The sequence below is a fragment of the Corallococcus exercitus genome, assembly GCF_003611585.1.
Classification (GTDB): Bacteria; Myxococcota; Myxococcia; order Myxococcales; family Myxococcaceae; genus Corallococcus; species Corallococcus exercitus.
Map to the genome: position 1 here is coordinate 1 of NZ_RAVW01000011.1, position 17,676 is coordinate 17,676.

17 protein-coding genes are annotated in these 17,676 nt (G+C 70.9%); 7 read left to right on the forward strand and 10 right to left on the reverse strand.

Translation table 11 applies throughout. The features are described 5' to 3' along the window. Window positions 1–552, forward strand: a 552-nt coding sequence (locus D7W79_RS02505; RefSeq protein WP_439099169.1) for a DUF6982 domain-containing protein, incomplete at its 5' end; no start/stop codon positions are given. A gap of 102 nt (window positions 553–654) precedes the next feature. Here the strand turns inward: D7W79_RS02505 and D7W79_RS02510 are convergent. Then, window positions 655–1,281, reverse strand: a complete 627-nt coding sequence (locus D7W79_RS02510) for a YceI family protein (RefSeq protein WP_120523722.1) — start codon at window positions 1,279–1,281, stop codon at window positions 655–657. Window positions 1,282–1,314: 33 nt separating this feature from the next. Then, window positions 1,315–2,190 carry a dioxygenase family protein gene (locus D7W79_RS02515; protein WP_120523723.1) on the reverse strand — a complete coding sequence of 292 codons (876 nt, stop codon included), beginning with the start codon at window positions 2,188–2,190 and terminating at the stop codon, window positions 1,315–1,317. Window positions 2,191–2,334: 144 nt separating this feature from the next. Between D7W79_RS02515 and D7W79_RS02520 the strand changes: the two genes are divergently transcribed. Next, window positions 2,335–3,975 carry a sigma-54-dependent Fis family transcriptional regulator gene (locus D7W79_RS02520; RefSeq protein WP_120523724.1) on the forward strand — a complete coding sequence of 547 codons (1,641 nt, stop codon included), beginning with the start codon at window positions 2,335–2,337 and terminating at the stop codon, window positions 3,973–3,975. Window positions 3,976–4,004: 29 nt separating this feature from the next. Here the strand turns inward: D7W79_RS02520 and D7W79_RS02525 are convergent, their stop codons facing one another. The 7 genes from D7W79_RS02525 to D7W79_RS02555 all read right to left on the reverse strand — a co-directional run bounded on the left by D7W79_RS02525 (window position 4,005) and on the right by D7W79_RS02555 (window position 11,799). Beyond that, window positions 4,005–4,736, reverse strand: coding sequence for a DUF1751 domain-containing protein (locus D7W79_RS02525; protein ID WP_120523725.1), 732 nt, complete (start codon window positions 4,734–4,736; stop codon window positions 4,005–4,007). A 132-nt stretch (window positions 4,737–4,868) separates the two neighbouring features. Beyond that, window positions 4,869–5,066: a hypothetical protein gene (locus D7W79_RS02530; RefSeq protein ID WP_120523726.1), complete on the reverse strand. Its 198-nt coding sequence runs from the start codon at window positions 5,064–5,066 to the stop codon at window positions 4,869–4,871. 187 nt (window positions 5,067–5,253) lie between these two features. After that, the gene (locus D7W79_RS02535; protein ID WP_120523727.1) at window positions 5,254–5,469 is read right to left on the reverse strand and encodes a hypothetical protein; all 216 of its coding nucleotides are present in this window, start codon (window positions 5,467–5,469) and stop codon (window positions 5,254–5,256) included. A gap of 53 nt (window positions 5,470–5,522) precedes the next feature. Beyond that, window positions 5,523–6,719, reverse strand: coding sequence for an acetyl-CoA C-acetyltransferase (locus tag D7W79_RS02540; RefSeq protein ID WP_120523728.1), 1,197 nt, complete (start codon window positions 6,717–6,719; stop codon window positions 5,523–5,525). A gap of 76 nt (window positions 6,720–6,795) precedes the next feature. Beyond that, window positions 6,796–7,446, reverse strand: coding sequence for a hypothetical protein (locus D7W79_RS02545; RefSeq protein ID WP_120523729.1), 651 nt, complete (start codon window positions 7,444–7,446; stop codon window positions 6,796–6,798). Next, window positions 7,443–8,120, reverse strand: a complete 678-nt coding sequence (locus tag D7W79_RS02550; protein WP_120523730.1) for a 2-hydroxychromene-2-carboxylate isomerase — start codon at window positions 8,118–8,120, stop codon at window positions 7,443–7,445. Before D7W79_RS02550 ends, D7W79_RS02545 begins: the two co-directional genes overlap by 4 nt. Window positions 8,121–8,148: 28 nt before the next feature. After that, entirely contained in the window at window positions 8,149–11,799 is a 3,651-nt protein-coding gene (locus D7W79_RS02555) for a serine/threonine-protein kinase (RefSeq protein ID WP_120523731.1), read from the reverse strand. Between the two features lie 338 nt (window positions 11,800–12,137). On the opposite strand from D7W79_RS02555, the gene D7W79_RS02560 reads away from it, so the two are divergent. The 5 genes from D7W79_RS02560 to D7W79_RS02580 all read left to right on the forward strand — a co-directional run bounded on the left by D7W79_RS02560 (window position 12,138) and on the right by D7W79_RS02580 (window position 16,395). After that, on the forward strand, window positions 12,138–12,803 hold the full coding sequence (locus D7W79_RS02560) for a S1 family peptidase (RefSeq protein ID WP_120523732.1): 666 nt from the start codon (window positions 12,138–12,140) through the stop codon (window positions 12,801–12,803). Between the two features lie 120 nt (window positions 12,804–12,923). Beyond that, window positions 12,924–13,208: a hypothetical protein gene (locus D7W79_RS02565; RefSeq protein WP_208729618.1), complete on the forward strand. Its 285-nt coding sequence runs from the start codon at window positions 12,924–12,926 to the stop codon at window positions 13,206–13,208. Window positions 13,209–13,357: 149 nt separating this feature from the next. After that, on the forward strand, window positions 13,358–13,756 hold the full coding sequence (locus D7W79_RS02570) for a response regulator (RefSeq protein WP_120523733.1): 399 nt from the start codon (window positions 13,358–13,360) through the stop codon (window positions 13,754–13,756). Between the two features lie 130 nt (window positions 13,757–13,886). Further along, the gene (gene pruA, locus D7W79_RS02575; protein ID WP_120523734.1) at window positions 13,887–15,542 is read left to right on the forward strand and encodes an L-glutamate gamma-semialdehyde dehydrogenase; all 1,656 of its coding nucleotides are present in this window, start codon (window positions 13,887–13,889) and stop codon (window positions 15,540–15,542) included. A 4-nt stretch (window positions 15,543–15,546) separates the two neighbouring features. Next, on the forward strand, window positions 15,547–16,395 hold the full coding sequence (locus tag D7W79_RS02580; RefSeq protein WP_120523735.1) for an aldose epimerase family protein: 849 nt from the start codon (window positions 15,547–15,549) through the stop codon (window positions 16,393–16,395). Window positions 16,396–16,405: 10 nt separating this feature from the next. Here D7W79_RS02580 and D7W79_RS02585 read toward each other — a convergent pair whose 3' ends face one another. Next, a complete protein-coding gene (locus D7W79_RS02585; protein WP_120523736.1) occupies window positions 16,406–17,593 on the reverse strand; it encodes a cytochrome P450 in 1,188 nt (395 codons plus the stop codon). Window positions 17,594–17,676: the final 83 nt, after the last annotated feature.

The following is a 17,676-nucleotide window of genomic DNA, read 5'->3' on the forward strand; positions in this document are numbered from 1 at the left end:
CACGCCATGCCCGTGGCCCGGCTGACGCCCGCCGCCCCGATTCCGACCCTCCGGGGCCCCGCGCCCGTCGCCCCCGCGACGCCGGTCGTGGCCGCCACCCCCGTGACGGCCAACCACCTGCGCCCCACGGACGACACGCTGTTCGAAGTGCCGGGTGACGGCTTCACCTCCGCCACCAGGTCCTTCGTGGAGGGCGAGCACCGCGTCATCATCCACACCGTGGAAGGCCAGGTGAAGCGCGGCACCATCCGCGACGCGGACCTCCTGGAGGACACCATCTCCCTGGAGCAGCAGAGCGGCTTCGCCCCGGAGCGCATCCCCGGCAAGCGCGTGAAGGCCATCTTCTTCATGCTCGCCGCGGGCGCGCGTCAGCCGCAGGCGGAGGGCTCGAAGATCCGCGTCACCTTCAACGACGGCCGCCAGGTGGCCGGCTTCTCCCAGGACTTCAAGGGCCCCACCCCGGGCTTCTTCGTCGTCCCGGCCGACACCCGCACCAACACCGCGCGCATCTTCATCTACCGCGCCAGCGTGCAGGCCGTCGCCGAGGGCTGAGTCCCACCACCGGGGCGGCCCCCGCCGCCCCACACGCCGCACAAAAAAGAGGGGCCCCGGTCACCCGAGGCCCCTCTCTTCATTTCATGCTTCGGACGAAGACTACTTCGTGTCCTTGGCCGCCGGCGCCGCCGCCTCGGCCTTCTTCGTGGTCTCCAGGTCCAGGGTGATGGTCACCTCGTCACCCACCGCCACGCCGCCGGCCTCCAGCGCCTTGTTCCAGGTCAGGCCGAAGTCGCTGCGCTTGATCTTCGTGGTCGCCGTGGCGCCGCGGCGCACGTTGCCCCACGCGTCCTTCGTCTCCGCCGTCGGGCCTTCCACGGCCAGCACGACCGGCTTGGTCACGCCGTGCATGGTCAGGTCGCCCGTGACGTTCAGCTTGTCCTTGCCGGCCTTCGCGATCTTCGTGGACTTGAAGGTGATGGTCGGGAACTTCGCCACGTCGAAGAAGTCAGGGCTCTTCAGGTGCTCGTCGCGCTTGGGCTCGTTGGTGTTGATGGTGGTCGCGTCGATGGTCGTCTCGATGGTGGACTTGGTGATGTCCTTGTCATCCAGGTTGACGGTGCCCTTCACGTTGCTGAAGGAGCCGCGCACGGTGGACACCATCATGTGCTTCACGCCGAACTGCGCGCTGGAGTGCGACGAGTCGATCTCCCACGTGGAGGCGAACGCGAAGGAGGGGGCGGCGACGGCGAGCAGCGTGATGGCGGACTTGAGCGACATCTTCATGGTGTGACTCCTTGAGATTGCGGACTGCGAGGTTCAGGCGCGCAGCGCGAAGCTGCGCATGGACAAGGTTCCGTGATGGAAGCCCTCGAACACGGGGGTGATGCGGTCCTCGGGGAGGGCGGCTCCGAGGACGAAATAGATGGGCAGCCAGTGCTCGGGAGATGGATGCGCGACCCGAGCATTCGGTGCGTCCATCCACGACTGAAGCCCTACGTAATCACGCGCGGCAAGTTTTCCGGCGACCCACGCGTCGAACTCGGCGGCCCATGGCTCAGCGGACGCCAGCTTGTTTCTGAAATTCACCCGGCGAAGGTTGTGCACCACCCCGCCGCTGCCCATGAGCAGCACGCCCTCCGCGCGCAGCGGACGCAGCGCTTCCCCCATGCGCGCCACCTGCGCGGGCGTCGCGTCCGCCGGCAGCGCCACCTGCAACACGGGCACGCGCGCCTCCGGGAAGGCATGCCGCAAGGGCACCCAGACGCCGTGGTCCAGCCCGCGCTCGCCGTCCGCCACCGCAGGCACGCCCGCCGCGGACAGCCGCGCCACCACGTCCTGCGCCAGCGAAGGCGCACCCGGCGGCGCATACCGCAGCCGGTACATCTCTTCAGGGAAGCCGTAGAAGTCGTAGACGAGCGGCGGAGCGGCCATCGCGGTGACGTGCACGCGCGCGTCCGTCTCCCAGTGCGCGGACACCACCACCAGCGCCTTCACCGGGCCCGCGCCGTCACCGAAGCGCTTGAGGGCCTGGGGGTACGCGTCCGCGTCCAGCGCCGTCATGGGCGAGCCGTGCGAGACGAACAGGGCCGCCGCCACCTGCCGGGCGACCGAGGGGCCAGGCCCCATCACCCCCGCCACCCCGGCTGCCGCCACACCCTGCAGCACCTCGCGTCTGTCCACCCCGGAAGCCATCGTGGCGCCTTGTACTGCAACGCCGGGACCAGCGCACCAAACATGACAACCCCATGAAATCACTCAGGTTCACATTCCGCCGCTATGAAATGCCTCTCAGATTGATAGAGAGGCACATCAGTCTGAAAGACACCGGGAGACACCGTGGCGGGTCTGGAAGGGTTGGACTTGAGGGAGCTGCTCGCGTTCGAGCCGAAGGGCGGGGTCATCCGCTTCGCCGGGCAGCGGGCGCTGTTGATGGACCCCGTGGCGCTGGGGCTCCTGCGCAAGGAGCTCATCGGGATGCTGGGGATGACGGCCGCGCGCGGCATCTTCACGCGGCTGGGCTACGCGCACGGCTGGCGCACGGCGGAGGCGATGAAGACCGCGGTGCCGTGGAACGACGAAGCGGAGTGGCGCCGCGCGGGCGGACGGCTGCACACGCTGATGGGCCAGGTGCGCGTGGAGCGCATCGAGCGCACGGACAAGGACGGCCCGGAGCCCTTCGCGGAGGCGCAGTGGCGCGACTCCTATGAAGCCGAGCAGCACCTGCTCCACCTGGGCCAGGCGGATCAGCCGGTGTGCTGGAGCCTCACCGGCTTCGCGTCCGGGTACCTGAGCTACTGCAACAACAAACCCATCTACTGCGCGGAGCTCAAGTGCGTGGGCCACGGCGACGCGCTCTGCCACATCGTGGGCCGCCCCGAGGAGGAGTGGAGCACCGAGTGCACGGAGTTCCTGCGCTTCTATGAAACGCAGTGCATGGAGGGCGTGCTCGGGCAGGTGACGGAGGCCCTGCGGCAGGCGGAGCGCAAGCTGCGCGCGAAGCGGCAGTCGCTGGCGCGCGTGTCCGGCGTGACGGAGGACCCGGCCGGCATGGTGGCCCGCGCGGAGCCCATGCAGCGCGTGCTCAACCTGGCGCGCCGGTCGGCGAAGGTGGACACCACCATCCTCGTCACCGGGGAGAGCGGCGTGGGCAAGGAGCGCATCGCCCGGCTCATCCACGACGAGTCCGGCCGCGCGCCCAAGGCCTTCATCGCCGTGAACTGCGCCGCGGTGACGGAGAGCCTGCTGGAGAGCGAGCTGTTCGGCCACGCGAAGGGCGCCTTCACCGGCGCCACGCACGACCGGCCCGGCCTCTTCGAAGCCGCGCACGGCGGCACCCTCTTCCTGGATGAAGTGGGCGAGGTGCCCCCCGCCATGCAGGCCAAGCTCCTGCGCGCCCTCCAGGAGCGCGAGGTGCGCCGCGTGGGGGAGAACACCAGCCGCAAGGTGGACGTGCGCGTGGTGGCCGCCACCAACCGCGAGCTGTCCGAGGAGGTCCGCCTGGGCCGCTTCCGCCAGGACCTCTTCTACCGGCTGCGCGTCATCGAGCTGCGCATCCCGCCCCTGCGCGAGCGCAAGGAGGACATCCTCCCCCTGGCGCGGCTGCTGCTGGCGGAGGCCGGCGAGCGCCTGGGCCGGCGTGTCACCAGCCTCTCCCCCGACGCGGCGGATCAGCTGCTGCGCTACCCGTGGCCGGGCAACGTGCGCGAGCTGGGCAACGCGATTGAACGCGCGGTGGTGCTGTGCGAGGGCCCGCGCGTGGAGCGCGACGATTTGCCCGAGGAGGTACGCGCCGCGCCGCCCCCGCTGGTGCCCACCGGCAACCCGCGCCGGCTGGAGGACATGGAGAAGGAGTACATCCTCGCGGTGCTGGCGCAGAACGGCGGCAACCGCTCACGCACCGCGGAGCAGCTGGACATCGGGGTGGCCACGCTCTACCGGAAGCTCAAGCAGTACGGCCACCCGGAGGCCGCGCACTAGCCGCGCGCGGCTCCGAGTCCTTCAGCGCCTCAGTTGAGGTACTGGTCGCGGTCCGGCGGACGCTCACGGTCCACCACGCGCAGGTGCTTGGAGCGGTCCCGCAGCTGCCGCTGCAGGCGCCAGTGCTGCAGCTGGAGCATCAGCCGCTTGGGGCTCGCGCCGCGCACGTACGCGAAGATGAGCACCAGGCTGATGAGCTCCGGGGCCATCACCTGCCAGGCCGGCGCGGTGAGCAGCCGCAGCACGGTGAAGCCCGCGCCAATGGCCGCGAACCAGTTGCCCGTGAGCGGGATGCCCCAGAAGTTCGTCTGCCCCCGGCCAATCACCAGGCCGTAGGCCACCCACAGCACCGTCGTCATCACCGTGCCGCCGGCGTAGAGGTTGGCCATGGGCATCACCAGCGACAGCAGCACCGTGATGAGGCCCGCGAGCACCGTGATGCCCACCGACGCCATCAGCAGGCGCCTGGACCCCCAGGTGGACTCCAGGAAGCCGCCGATGGACCAGATGATGATGCCGCCGAAGATGATGCCCAGCGCGTCCGTGGCGACGAAGGCGTAGGTGAACAGCTGCCACACGCGCAGGCCCAGCACGTCCCGCGGGTTGAGCAGCAGCAGCACGCCCTGCCCCTGCCGCGTCGCCAGGAACAGCGCGGAGAACGCCACCAGCGCCACCGCCAGCTTGGCGGCCATCGAATCCAGGCCCGGAAAGCCGCCGCCGAAACCGCCGCCTCCCCGGTTGAAGCCCCGCATGGGTCGCATAGAGGCCCAAAGGTGGTGGAACCCCGCCCGGTCCGCAACCCCAAATCCAGAAACGATGAAGGGCGCCCCACCCGGGTGTCACCCGGGAGAAGCGCCCTCGCATCCCACGCCTTCCCTACCCTGCCGGGGTCGCTAGACCTTGTGGCGGTAGAAGAGCGTGATGGTCAGACAGTGAAACTCCTTGTCCGAGGACTGCGTGACGATCTTGTCCACGACCTCCACCGAGGAGTTCTCCTTCAGCCACTTGGTGATGTTCTCGCCCATGTTCTCGCGATCGCGCGCGAGCGTGGTGGAGAACACCTTGACTCCCGTGAAGCTGATAACGCCCATTCCAACCCTCGTGTCACCAGAGATTACAAATGTTTACCCCGAGTCGCGGGCGCCATCAAGAAACGGGCCCGACAATCCGGCCCGGGAGGCGCGTCCCGCCCCTCAAGAGAGGCCCCTGAAGAGGGGCCCGCCCACCGTCCACCCGCCGACAGTGCGGCGAAGCGGCATGGGCAGGGGCCCCGGCGATTCAGCGGCCGGCGGCGGCCCGGCGGGTCTGACAGGTGATCTCGTCCTTGCAGGCGGGACCGATGCCCTCCGGGTGGGCCGTCAGGGGCGTCTTGTCGCTCTCCTCCACGCCGCACACCACACAGCGGCGCTTGCGGTTGCGGCGCTCGGCACGGCGCTGCTCGGCGATGGCCTTGGCCCGCTCGCGGGCCGTCTTCGCGTCCACCTCGTTGCTCATCTCACGTCCCGTCCGGAAGTCGTCTGCCCCGTACCCCGTCGCCCCGAGCACGCCTAGAGCGCCTCGACCAGCACGGCGATGCCCTGGCCGCCACCGATGCAGGCGGACCCGATACCATAGCGGGCGCCCCGGCGCTTCAGCTCGTACGCCAGCGTCATGGTGATGCGCGCCCCGGAGGCCCCCAGCGGGTGGCCCACGGCGATGGCGCCGCCGTTGACGTTGGTGGCGTCGCGTGGCAGGCCCAGCTCCTTCTCCACCGCCAGGTACTGGGGCGCGAAGGCCTCGTTGACCTCGAAGAGGTCCACGTCCGTGAGCTTCGCGTCCGCGCGCTTGAGCAGGTTGCGGATGGCCGGCGCGGGGCCAATGCCCATGATTTTCGGGTCGCAGCCGGACACGCCCCAGTTGACCAGCCGCGCCATGGGCTTCAGGCCGTGCTTCTCCACGAACCTGCGCGTGGCCATCACCATGGAGCCCGCGCCGTCGCAGATGCCGCTGGCCGCGCCCGCGTGCACCACGCCGTCCTTCTTGAACACCTTGGGCAGCTTGCGCAGCCCCTCCACCGTGGTCTCCGGACGGTTGTGCTCGTCCTTGGACACCACCGTGTCGCCCTTCTTGCCCTTGAGCGTCACCGGCGCGATTTCATCCGCCAGCCGGCCGGACTCCTGCGCCGCGGCGAAGCGCTTCTGGGTGAGGACGGCGTACTGGTCCACGTCGTCCTGGGTGAGGCCGTAGTCCACCGCCAGCTGCTCGGCGGTGAGCGCCATGGCCTGGCCGGTGTAGCTGTCCGTGAGGGCCGTCCAGAGCATGTCCTCCAGGCCGCCCTTGCCCAGCGGCAGGCCCCAGCGTGCGCCGCGGATGACGTGGGGCGCCTGGCTCATGGACTCCGTGCCGCCCGCGAGGACGGCCTCCGCGCCGCCCGTCAGCATCATCTCCGCGGCCGTGACGAAGGCCTGGAAGCCGGAGCCGCACAGCCGGTTGACGCCCAGCGCGGGCACCGGCACCGGCACGCCCGTGCGCAGCCCCACGTGGCGCGGCAGGTAGATGGCGTCCGCGCTCGTCTGGACGACGTTGCCGTACACCACGTGCTCAATCTGCTCCGGGGAGACGCCCGCCTGGGCCAGGGCCGCCTTCGCGGACTCCACGGCCAGGTCGGTGGCGCTCAGGTCCTTGAGGCTGCCGCCGTAGGTACCAAACGGGGTGCGCTTGCCGGACAGGAAGTAGATTTCCTCGTTCTTGGACACGCTCTTCATGGTGCTCGTCTCCCTACTCTTCCGGGGCGCGCGGTGCACGCACGACGTGACGCATAAAAAAGCGTCCAGGGGGCTGTCAGCCCGCGCGCCGTCCCAGGAAGGCGCTGGCGACGATGGCAAGCGCGATGGCCGTCCACAACAACCCCTGGAGGTTCTGGCGGCGGATTTCCTTGCGGCCCAAACCCTCGTACCAGGCCTTCGCCGTCTGGACGCGCCCCTCCCAGGTGAAGCCCTCCGGGCCCGCCAGATCCAACCCCTCGAGTCGTCGCACATGCGCGCGCAACAGGCGCTCCGGTGCGGCGTCCTCCAGCGACCCGGAGCGGTAGCCGGGCACGTCCAGCGCGGGGCGCCGGTAGCTGGCGGTGACGACGAAGCCCCCGGAGGCCAGGGGGGTCAGCAGGTAGAGCCGGGGCAGCTCGTCGCTCCCCTCGTGGAGGGTGGCGAAGACGCGCTCGCCCGCGTGCGCCCAGTCGTAAGAGCGGGTGGCCTTCTGGAGCAGCGGCTTCTCCTCGTGGCTGCCCAGCGGCGTGAAGCCCAGCGCCTGGAGCTGGCCCGCCAGGGGACCGAGCGCGTCCGGCAGGTCCATCTGGTCCGCCGGGGCCTCCGGCTCCACGCGGACGGTGTGGGGAAAGAGGTAGAGCACCGCGCGCCAGAAGTTGAGGAACAGGAGCACGCCGGCCAGCACCAGCCCGGCGACGGCCACTCCCAGCTGCCCGAGCACGTTCACGACCGGGGCTTTCCTTCCGGACGCCGGTTGGCGGTGGCGGGCAGGTCCCGCCACTTCGCCAGGTCCCCGGGGGTGAGCGGGTCGCGGCCCTCCAGGTAGCGCTCCAGGTGGCCCAGTGAGTCCACGCCCCAGAACATCTCGTCGTCCACCAGCACGGACGGCACGCCGAACGCGCCCGCGGCGAGCGCTCCTTCCGTGTTCTTGCGCACGCGGTCCTTCACCTCCGGCAGCTGCGCGCGCTCGAGCAGCGCCCGCGCGTCGAAGCCGGCCTCCGTCAGCACCGCGCCCACCTGCTCCGGCGTCTCGACGCCCCGGCCCTGGCCCCACGCGGCCGAGTAGAGCGCGGTGGTGAGCCGCGTCCGCTCCGCCACGTCGTCCACCGCGGCCGTCACGCGCAGGGACAACAGCGGATTGAACGGGTGCGAGGGCGGCAGGGTGAAGGGCGCGCCCTGCTCATGCGCGATGCGGAACGTCTGCTTGAAGACGTAGACGCGCTTGGCGGGAATCTCCGCCGGGCCAACGGAGCCTACGGCGTTGAGCAGCCCCGCGAGCAGCACCGGCACGGGCTCCAGCTCCCGGCCGTGCCTGGCCGCGATGGCGGGCATGCGGAGCCAGGCGAGGTAGGCGTACGGGGACAGGTAGTCCAGGCAGAAGCGCAGGGGGGAAGAGGCCATGGGCCCCATCCTATGCACGACCCGGCCGTCAGGCGCTCTGCTTCACGTCCTCGAGCTGGCGCGACAGCGGGCCGCGCAGCGACTGGGCCAGGAGCTGGAGGTGCGTGGCCCGGGCGGTGGCGAAGGCCCGCTCGGCGATCTCCAGCTCCCGCATCACCTCTTCCGGCGTGCCGTAGCGCTCCGCGTGCTGCAGGTAGACGAGCCCCATCTGGAGCACGTTGCCGGTGGACTCCGCCAGCAGGCGCGCGCGGCGCAGGTGCGCGTCCCCCTCCTCCTGGGACACCAGCGGCGCCAGGGCGCGGCGGGCCAGGATTTCGTCCCAGGGGTTGGCGAACCGGGGGTCCAGGGCGCGCTCCAGCGCGCCTTGCGCGGCGGCGAGCGCGGCGGGCAGCCGGCCCTGGTCGCGTTCGAAGCGCGACTGGTACACGCGCACCAGCGTCTCCATGCGCAGGCCGCCGCTCCTCGCGGCCTCCAGCGCGCGGGGCAGCGACTCGCGCGCGGCGCCCGCGTCCTCGAAGAGCACGTCGCGGCAGGCCTGGTACACGAGCACGTGCGCGCGCAGCCAGCGGTCCTCGGGCAGCACGCGGGAGAGCGCCTCGCCGCGCGACACCACCGCGGCGACGAGCTCGTGCTCGCCGCGCTCCAGGTAGTACGGCGGCGTGAAGAGGGCCAGGTTGCGCTCCATCAGCCGGGGGCTGCCCAGCCGGCGGATGAGCTCCGTCTTCTGCGCGAGCGCGGACGCGAACGCGGCGCCGTCGCCGGTGAAGGCCGCGCGCGCCACCTGCGCGAAGAGGTGGTAGGCGCGCACGTCGGTGAAGCCCTGCGCTTCGGCCAGCTGGAGCCCGTCCTTCAGCAGATCCTCATCCAGCGGCTCGCCGCGCAGGGCCAGGTTCACGTTGAGCAGGTAGCCGCCCATGCCCAGCGCCCACGCCAGCCGCCGGGGAGGACGCCCCACCGCGTCGCGGAACTCGCGCAGCCGCTGCACCTGCTTGCGCTGCTCGGCCACCCCACCCGCCCACTGGCCGGTGTACGCGCTCAGCGTGGAGCGCGCCACGGACAGCCCCGCCCGGTACGGCGAGTCCTCCGGGTGCTCCGCGGCCACGCGCGCGATGAGCGCCTCCAGCGCGTCCGTGCGCCCCAGGATGGCCAGCGCCATGCCCTGGAGGATTTCGAGCTCCGAGCGCTTCCAGAAGACGTCCACCGGCGTCATCCGCGCGTCCGCCGCCACCTCGCGGAAGAGCGGAATCAGCAGCTCCTCGCGCTCCGCGGGCGTGGCCGAGCGCGCGGACTCCAGCCGGGAGAGCGCCTCGCGCCGTCCGGACTCCACGTCCACCGTGGCATCCCAGTGCGCGAAGAGCCGGTCCGCGTACGCCACCGACGTCGGCGGGTCGCTGGAGTAGCCCACCTCCACCAGCGACACCCACGTGCGCAAGAGCTGCTCCGAGCGCCCCGGGTAGTCCGGCGCGGACTCCAGCAGCTCCGCCGCTTCCTTCAACAGCAGCGTGGCCTCCAGCAGCGCCTCCGCCTCGATGGCCGCGTGCCCCGCCTGCAGCAGCGGCTGGATGGCCTCCGCGGGCGCGTCCGAGCGCGCGAAGTGCCACCCCACCGCGCGCACCACGCCTGCGTGTCCCGACGGCAGCGCCTGGAGCGCCCGCGCCACCAGGCCATGGTGCGCCCGGCGCTGCGCCTCCGGCGTGCTGTCGTAGACGGCCTGGTGCACGGTGTCGTGCGTGAAGACGTAGCGGCCCTCCACGTCCTGGAGGAACTGCCGCTCCACGATGCCGTCCAGCACGGCGAACAGCTCCGACTCCGGCAGGCCCGACAGCGCGCGCACCAGCGGCAGGTCCAGCATCCGGCCCGCGGGCGCCAGCTTGCGCAAGAGCGCCACCTGCTCCGGCGGCGCGTTGGCCAGACGCACCAGCACCGCCTCCTGGATGCTCTCCGGAAGCCGGCGCGTGCCCAGCCCCTCCTCCGCCTCCCACCGTCCGCCCACGCGCTTGAGCGCGCCCGCCTCCACCAGCATGCGCAGGCATTCCGTGGCGAAGAAGGCGTTGCCGCCCGTGGTCGCGTGCAGCCGCTGCACGAAGCCCCGCGGCACGTCCAGGCCCGGCAGCACCAGCTCCACCAGCGTGGCCACGTGCTCGGCGGACAGGGGCTCCAGGTCCACGCGGGACGTGAGCTTCTCATCCACCGTCTGGAACGCGAGGCTCAGGCGCGACAGCTCCTGGGAGCGGAACGTGCCCACCACCATGCCGCGCGTGCCGTGCAGCGCGCGGATGAGGACGTTGAGCGCCTCCAGCGACGCGCTGTCCGCCCACTGCAGGTCCTCGAAGCACAGCACGAAGGACTGCTTCGCCCCCAGCGTGCGCGTCCACTCCGACAGCGCCTCGAAGAAGGCGGTCTTTTCATCGGATCCGTCGCGCGGGAGCTGCTCGTGCAGGTCGCCGTCGAAGACGTCCGTCGACAGGAGGCGCGCGAGCGGGGCCTTCACCCGGTCCATCAGCTCCGCGGACGTGTGCGGCACCAGGCAGCGCAGGGCCTGCGCCACCGGCGCCAGCGGCGACAGCCCCTCCGCGCGGCACTGGCCCCGGCCGAAGGGCAGCTCCGCCAGCTTCGCCTGGAGCTCGAACTCCTGGAGCAGCCGCGTCTTGCCCACGCCCGCGGGCCCGCCCACGAGCACCGCGCGCGACTGGCCCCAGTCCGCTTCCGCCAGGCCGTTCATCAGCCCTTCCAGCTCCGCCTCGCGCCCCACCACCTCCGGCACGTGCAGGTAGCTGGCGCGCGCGGACAGCGACTCCTCCGGCACGGGCTCGCCGCTGGCCTGGCAGAGCGCCTCCAGCAGTTCGCCCGCGTCCTGGAAGCGCTCGCGGGGGTCCTTCGCCATCAGGAGGAGGATGATCTCCTCCAGCTGCGGATCCACCGGGCAGATGGTGGACGGGCGCGGCGCCGGGCGCGTCAGGTGGTCCGCGAGCAGCACCGCGGGGCTCGCGCGCTTGAAGGGCAATTTGCGCGTGGCCAGGTACCAGGCCATCACGCCCAGCGAGTACAGGTCCGCGCGGCCGTCGATGCTCGCGCCCCGCTGCCACTCCGGCGCCAGGTACTCCAGCGTGCCCTTGAGCTTGCCGGGGCTTGGCGTGCCCAGCTGGTGCATCACGCCGAAGTCCATCAGCTTCACCGCGCCGGACTCGGTGATGCGCACGTTGCTGGCCTTGATGTCGCAGTGCACGTACAGGCGCGAGTGGATGAACGCCAGCACCTGCGCCATCTGGATCAAGACGCGATACAGCGTGCGCGTGTCCAGCGGCGTGTCGTGCACCAGCGAGCTCAGGTCCTTGCCGCCCACGACCTCCATGGTGATGAAGCGGTTGCCGGCCTCCGTCATGCCCCAGTCGAAGACCTTGAGCGTGGACGGGTGCTGCAGCTTCTTCATCGCGAAGAACTCGTGCCGGAACAGCAGCACCAGCTCCTCCACCTTCGCGGCGGACAGCTCCGCGGGGACGTGCATCTCCTTGAGCGCCACGCGGCGGCGCTCCTGCAGGTCCTCCGCCAGCCAGATGCGGCCCATGCCGCCTTCGCCCAGCAGCGACTCCACGCGGTAGCGCCCGGTGACGATGACGCCTGGAATCAGCGAGCGCCGCTCGCCCACGCCCGAGCCCGGCAACGTGATGGGCGTACGCATCCGCTCCCCCCACGTGCTCGGAGGGCGGGTGCGCTCATCCAGTACCGTTGTCTTCTCGTCGTCGCTCACGAGCCAAAGGGCTGGCCTTTTCAGGCCAGGGTCCAGAATCCAGACGTCGGAGGAATACCACGTTTCAGTGACACCGCCTCCGGGACATCCGAGCAGGTGCACCTCGCTTCCTGGTCCCTGATTCCCCGTCTGGCGGGAAGCAGGCGCATCCCGCCAGCCCGGACGCCTGCTGGGGAGCCACTTCCACATCAGCACCCGGGACCCACCCGGACGCATGCACACCCTTCCTCCAGGCCGTGGGCCCGCCGCTCGCGGGAGGAGGAGGCGGCATGCGCGCATGGAAGTGGGGCGGCGCCACGGTGGCACTCGCGTCCGTGACGGCCTGGATGGCCTGCGGCCGGTCCGGAACCCCAGGAGCCGAGGGAATCGAGAAAGCCGAGGCCGCGACGGTGACGCTGGGCGAAGGGCACTGCGCGGGCGTGGTGGTGGGTCAGGGCCGCCATGTCCTCACCGCGGCCCACTGCGTCGCACCGGACGCGGGCAACGAGCGGACGAACTTCGAGGACGGCCGGCAGCTGTGGGGCCGCTACGTGTTCGTGGATCGCGGCCGGGACATGGCGGTGCTGGAGCTGGAGGCGAAGGCGCCGGTGGCCCCGCTGGAGGTGGCCGAAGGGCTGCCCATCCCCGGCGCGATGCTCGTCTTCACCGGACGCCATGACCGGCCCGGCGAGCCCCAGCGGGTGAGGGTGGAGCGCTGGGGCCGCTGTCCGTCGCTGCCGGACGTGCCCACCGCCCTCTTCACCACGATGCACGGCGTCCCCGGAGACTCCGGCGCGCCGCTGGTGGACGAGCAGCAGCGCGTGGTGGGCCTGGTGCACGGCGGCGCGCGGTGCAGCATCGCCGCGCCCACCGGAGGCGTCGCGCCGGAGATTGAGCGCCTGTCGCGAGAGGACGCGCAGCCCCTGGCCCGGCGGCCGGCCTCCGCGCCGCGCTGACGCGACAGGACAGCGCACCCTGCCCTTCCCGCACCTGGACGGCCGGGCAGGCGGCCTCCGCACGGGCCGTCGTTGCCCGCTCGCCCCCGCGCGTCCCACCTTCACGTCGGAGGTGACACCATGGCTTCGGACAAGGACTCCAAGAACTTCCAGCCGCGCAACCGGGGACAGATGGAGGACGCGCTGGACCGCGGCGCCGCCGAGCTGGCCCGGGAGCGCTCCCGCTCGGCCGCCCAGGAGGACGTCAACCCCAGCCCGCTGGAGGAGACGCGCTGGGAGGCGGAGGTGGAGCGCGGCGAGGAGTGGGAGGACCAGGAGGTCCCCGAGCGTGAGGCGCGAGGCGACGAGGAGCCGGACTCCGAGGTTTCCCGGCGGGGCCTCGTGAATCCGCCACCCGAGTCTTAGGGGCGTTGGCGGCAAACCCGTGAGGTGGAGGCTTTCGCGAATTCTCACGGGTGAAGGGGGACCTCTTGCCCGGTGCGCACGGCGGGGGGATGCTGTGCACGCCGTTCCCCCTTGCCGTCCGCTGTTGCTGCCCCGGGAGTCGATGCACCGTGAAGCCCAAGGTCCTCATCGTGGAGAACTCCTGGACCATGCGCGAGACGCTTCGGCTGCTCTTGTCGGGTGAGTTCGACTGCACGGTGGCGGCGGATGGAGAGACGGGGCTCGCGCACGCGCGGACGCAGCCGCCGGACGTGCTCCTGTCGGACGTGAACATGGAGGGCATCGACGGCTACGAGCTGTGCCGCCGCGTGCGCGCCGAGCCAGCCCTGGCGCACCTGCCGGTGGTGTTCGTGAGCGGCTACGCGCCGCGCGCGGACCTGGAGCCCGGGCAGCCCCAGCCGGATGCGTACCTGGTCAAGCCGGTCAAGCCGCCGTACCTCATCGCGCAGCTTCATGCCGTGCTGCAGCGTGCGCGGGGCGCCACCGCCAAGGCCGCCGGCGAGGGCTGAGCCGGACGCCCGCCCGGAGCCCGCGCCTGTGTCGCGGCGCGGACGCCACACGCTTCTGACACTGACCTGGGACCCGGGGAGGGCTATACCTTGCCCACCTTTTCTTTCCTCCCGTCCCTGAGGTGCTCGCGTGCTCAACGCCTTTCCCCGCGTCCCGGCTCCCAAGAACGAGCCCGTCCTCTCCTACGCCCCCGGCACCCCCGAGCGCGCGGAGCTCCAGTCCACCCTCAAGCGCATGAGCGGGGAGCGCATCGACATCCCCGTCGTCATCGGCGGCAAGCACGTGAAGTCCGGCAAGACGGACACCGTGCGCATGCCGCACCGGCACCAGCACGTGCTGGCCACCCTGCACGAGGCCGACGCGGGCCACGTGGAGCAGGCCATCCAGAACGCCATGAGCGTGAAGGAGGACTGGGCGCGGATGCCCTTCCACGCGAGGGCGGCCATCTTCCTGCGCGCCGCGGAGCTGCTCACCACGCGCTACCGCCCGCTGCTCAACGCGTCCTCCATGCTGGGCCAGTCGAAGACGGCGCACCAGGCGGAGATCGACGCGGCGTGCGAGCTCATCGACTTCCTTCGCTACAACGTCCACTTCGCGCAGCAGATCCTCGCCATCCAGCCGGAGAACTCGCCGCAGACGTGGAACATGACGGACTACCGGCCGCTGGACGGGTTCGTCTTCGCCATCGCGCCGTTCAACTTCACCTCCATCGCGCTGAACCTCTGCGTGTCGCCCGCCATCATGGGCAACGTGGTGCTGTGGAAGCCGTCCTCCACGCAGGCGCTGAGCGCGTGGTACGGCCTGGAGCTGCTGCGCGAGGCGGGCCTGCCCGACGGCGTCATCAACATGCTGCCCGGCGACGGCCCCACGGTGGGCAACCCGGTGCTGGCCAGCCCCCACCTGGGCGGCATCCACTTCACCGGCTCCACGCCCACGTTCAACAACCTGTGGAAGACGGTGGGGGAGAACATCGGCCGCTACAAGCAGTACCCGCGGCTGGTGGGTGAGACGGGCGGCAAGGACTTCATCTTCGCGCACGCGTCCGCGGCGGACGACCTGGAGGCGCTCGCGGTCGCCATCGTGCGCGGCGGCTACGAGTACCAGGGCCAGAAGTGCAGCGCGGCCAGCCGCGTCTACGTGCCGGAGTCCCTGTGGCCCAAGCTGAAGTCGCGGCTCCAGGCGCTCATCGGCGAAATCAAGATGGGCGACGTGGCGGACTTCCGGAACTTCATGGGCGCGGTCATCGACGAGCGCTCGTTCAAGAAGGTGTCCTCGTACATCGAGCTGGCGAAGTCCGGCGGCGACGCGACCATCGTCGCGGGCGGCGGCACGGACAAGAGCGAGGGCTGGTTCGTGCAGCCCACGCTGGTGCAGTGCACGAACCCGCGCCACCGCATCATGACGGAGGAGATCTTCGCGCCGCTCGTGGGCGTGTACGTCTACCCGGACGCGAAGTTCGAGGAGACGCTGAAGGAGTGCGACCAGTCCGCGAGCTACGCGCTCACGGGCGCCATCTTCGCGCGCGACCGCAAGGCCATCGAGCAGATGATGAGCGGCCTGCGCAGCGCGGCGGGCAACTTCTACATCAACGACAAGCCCACGGGCGCGGTGGTGGGCCAGCAGCCCTTCGGCGGCAGCCGGGCGTCGGGCACCAACGACAAGTCCGGGTCGATGATCAACCTGTTCCGCTGGAGCAGCCCGCGCACCATCAAGGAGAACTTCGCGCCGCCCGTGAAGGTCCCCTACCCGTTCATGGACAGCGACCCGAAGGAAGGGGCCATCTAGTTCCATGAGCGGACCGTTCCCGGGCATCGCGGGGCTGGAGACCTACGCGCTGGAGGACGGCGGCTGCCGCGTGGAGGTCATTCCCACGCGCGGCGCGCTCGTCACGCGCATGGTGGTGGAAGGCGAGGAGGTGCTCTATCTGGACGAGGGCACCGTCGCCGACCTCACGAAGAGCGTACGCGGGGGCATCCCCGTGCTCTTTCCCAACGCCGGTCCCCTGCCCGGGGACACGTATCCGGCGGACCGCAAGGCGTACTCGCTGCCGCAGCACGGCTTCGCGCGGAAGCTGCCGTGGACGGTGCGCCAGGCGGAAGAGTCCCTGCTGGTGCTGGGGCTCACGTCTTCGGAGGAGACGCTGCGCCAGTACCCGTGGGCCTTCGACGCGCAGCTGGCGTTCTCGCTCGCGGGGCGCCGGCTCACGCTGGACTTCGATTTGGAGAACCGGGACACGCGGCCCCTGCCGTTCCACCTGGGCTACCACCCGTACTTCCGCGTGCCTCAAGGGCAGAAGGCCCAGGCGCGCGTGGAGACGGACGCCACGCACGCGTGGGACAACCGCGCGAAGCACGAGGTGCCCTTCACCGGCCTGGACCTCACGGCGCAGGAGGTGGACATGCACCTGCGTGACCACTCCGCGCCGGGCACGGTGCTGGAGCGCGGGCCGGGCCTCTCCCCCGTGAAGCTGTCGTGGAGCGGGGAGTTCCGCATGCTCGTCGTGTGGACGCTCGCGGGGAAGGACTTCGTCTGCGTGGAGCCGTGGACGGCCGCCGCCGGGGCGCTGGCCACCGGCGAGGGCTTGTTGCACGTGGCCCCGGGCGAGCGCGTGTCGCTCGCGTTCGACATCGAGGCGTAACCCGCGCGCGTCAGGCGTGCGGGATGAGGGGCAGGCTCAGCGGGCCGCGCACGGTGAGGGAGGTGTTCCACTTCACCGGGCCCGTGGGCGTGAAGCGCGTGAAGCGGGACAGCAGCACCTCCAGCCCCACGCGCGCCTCCAGCCGGGCCAGCGGCGCGCCCAGGCAGAAGTGGATGCCGTGGCCGAAGGGCATGTTGTTCACGCCCTCTCGGTCCATGTCGAAGGTGTCCGGGTCCTTGAAGCGCTCGCCGTCGCGGCACGCGGAGCCGATCATCAGCGCCACGCGCGCGCCCTCCGGAATCACCACGCCTGACACCTCCGTGGCCTTCGTGGTGACGCGCACCAGGCCGTGCACGGACGGCTCGTAGCGCAGCACCTCCTCCACGAAGCGCCCCACCTGCGACGGGTTCTCGCGCAGCCGGGCCACCAGGTGCGGCTGTTCCATCAAGAGGCGCACGCTGTGGCTGACGAGTTGCACGGTGGTCTCCAGCCCCGCCACCACCAGCAGGAACAGGAAGCTCATCACCTCCGCGTCGGAGAGCGCCTCGCCGTCCACGCGCGTCTTCACCAGGTCCGACACCATGTCGTCCTGCGGGTGGCGGCGGCGCTCGGCGACGACGTCGGACAGGTAGTCCTCCATCTCGCGCACGGTGGCCTTGATGGACTCGTGCCGGTGGGTGTCCTTCTCCGTCGTGCCGGACACGCTGGACAGGTCCACCGACCAGCGCTTGTAGCGGGCCGTCATGGTGGGGTCCAAGGCGAAGAGCTCACCAATCACGCTGGCGGGCAGCGGCATGGCGAAGGCGTCCACGAAGTCCACCTCGCGCTCCGGGGTCAGCCGCTCCGCCAGCGTCTGCGCGAAGCTCCGGATGCGCGGCTCCAGCCGGTTCACCGCCGCGGGCGTCCACGCGCGGCTCACCAGCGTGCGCAGCCGCATGTGGCGCGGCGGATCCATGACGATCATCGACTCGGAGAACGGGTTGTGGCCCAGCCACGGCGGCGCGGTGGTGGTGCGCACCCCGGCGGAGGAGAAGACCTGCGGGTTCTTGAAGGCCGCGGCCACGTCCTCGAAGCGCGTGAGGGCCCACAGTCCGCCGGGCTCCACCTGACACACCGGCGCGGTGCGGCGCAGCTCCGCGTAGACGGGGTAGGGATTCGCCCGGACCTCCGGGGCCATCAGGTTCACGCGTTCACTCATGGTGGAATTTCCTTTCCCGACTGGAAATCTATAGCCGGTATACTGGCTGCTGAACAGAGGCGCTGCCTCCCCCCCTTCGAGTC